Origin of the sequence: Thermococcus sp. M36 (genome assembly GCF_012027355.1) — an archaeon.
Classification (GTDB): domain Archaea; phylum Methanobacteriota_B; class Thermococci; order Thermococcales; family Thermococcaceae; genus Thermococcus.
Map to the genome: position 1 here is coordinate 1 of NZ_SNUH01000175.1, position 460 is coordinate 460.

General features: G+C 34.1%; 1 protein-coding gene. It reads left to right on the forward strand.

Annotated features, from left to right (window positions below):
- Nucleotides 1-460: YicC/YloC family endoribonuclease (locus E3E36_RS11850; protein ID WP_206203676.1), on the forward strand; the 460-nt coding region annotated here is incomplete at both ends.

Below are 460 nucleotides of genomic sequence, written 5' to 3' on the forward strand. Positions count from 1 at the left end.
ATGACAGGCTATGGCAGGGCTGAAAAAAACATTGGCGATAAAACTTTTTTAGTAGAACTACGTTCGTTAAACGGAAAGCAATTCGATTTACGATTACAAATTCCCGCATTGCTGAAACCATATGAATTTGAAATAAGAAATATGCTGAACGAAGGTTTAGAGCGTGGCAGTGTAGAATGTTTAATTAACATCAAACAAAGCGGAGCATCAAAGCCGGTAACCATTAATACAGATCTGTTGAAAGCTTACTATCAATCTGTAACAACAGTTGCTAATGAAATTAATGCACCTGTAAATGATTTATTAGCTGCTGTTCTTCGCTTACCTGAAGTTGTTATTAACTCTACAGAAATATTAAGTGAAGATGAATGGAAGCAATTTGAAAAATTACTGGGTGAAGCAATTGGTTTACTAAACAAACACAGAATAGAAGAAGGTAAAGCATTAGAAACAGATTTAT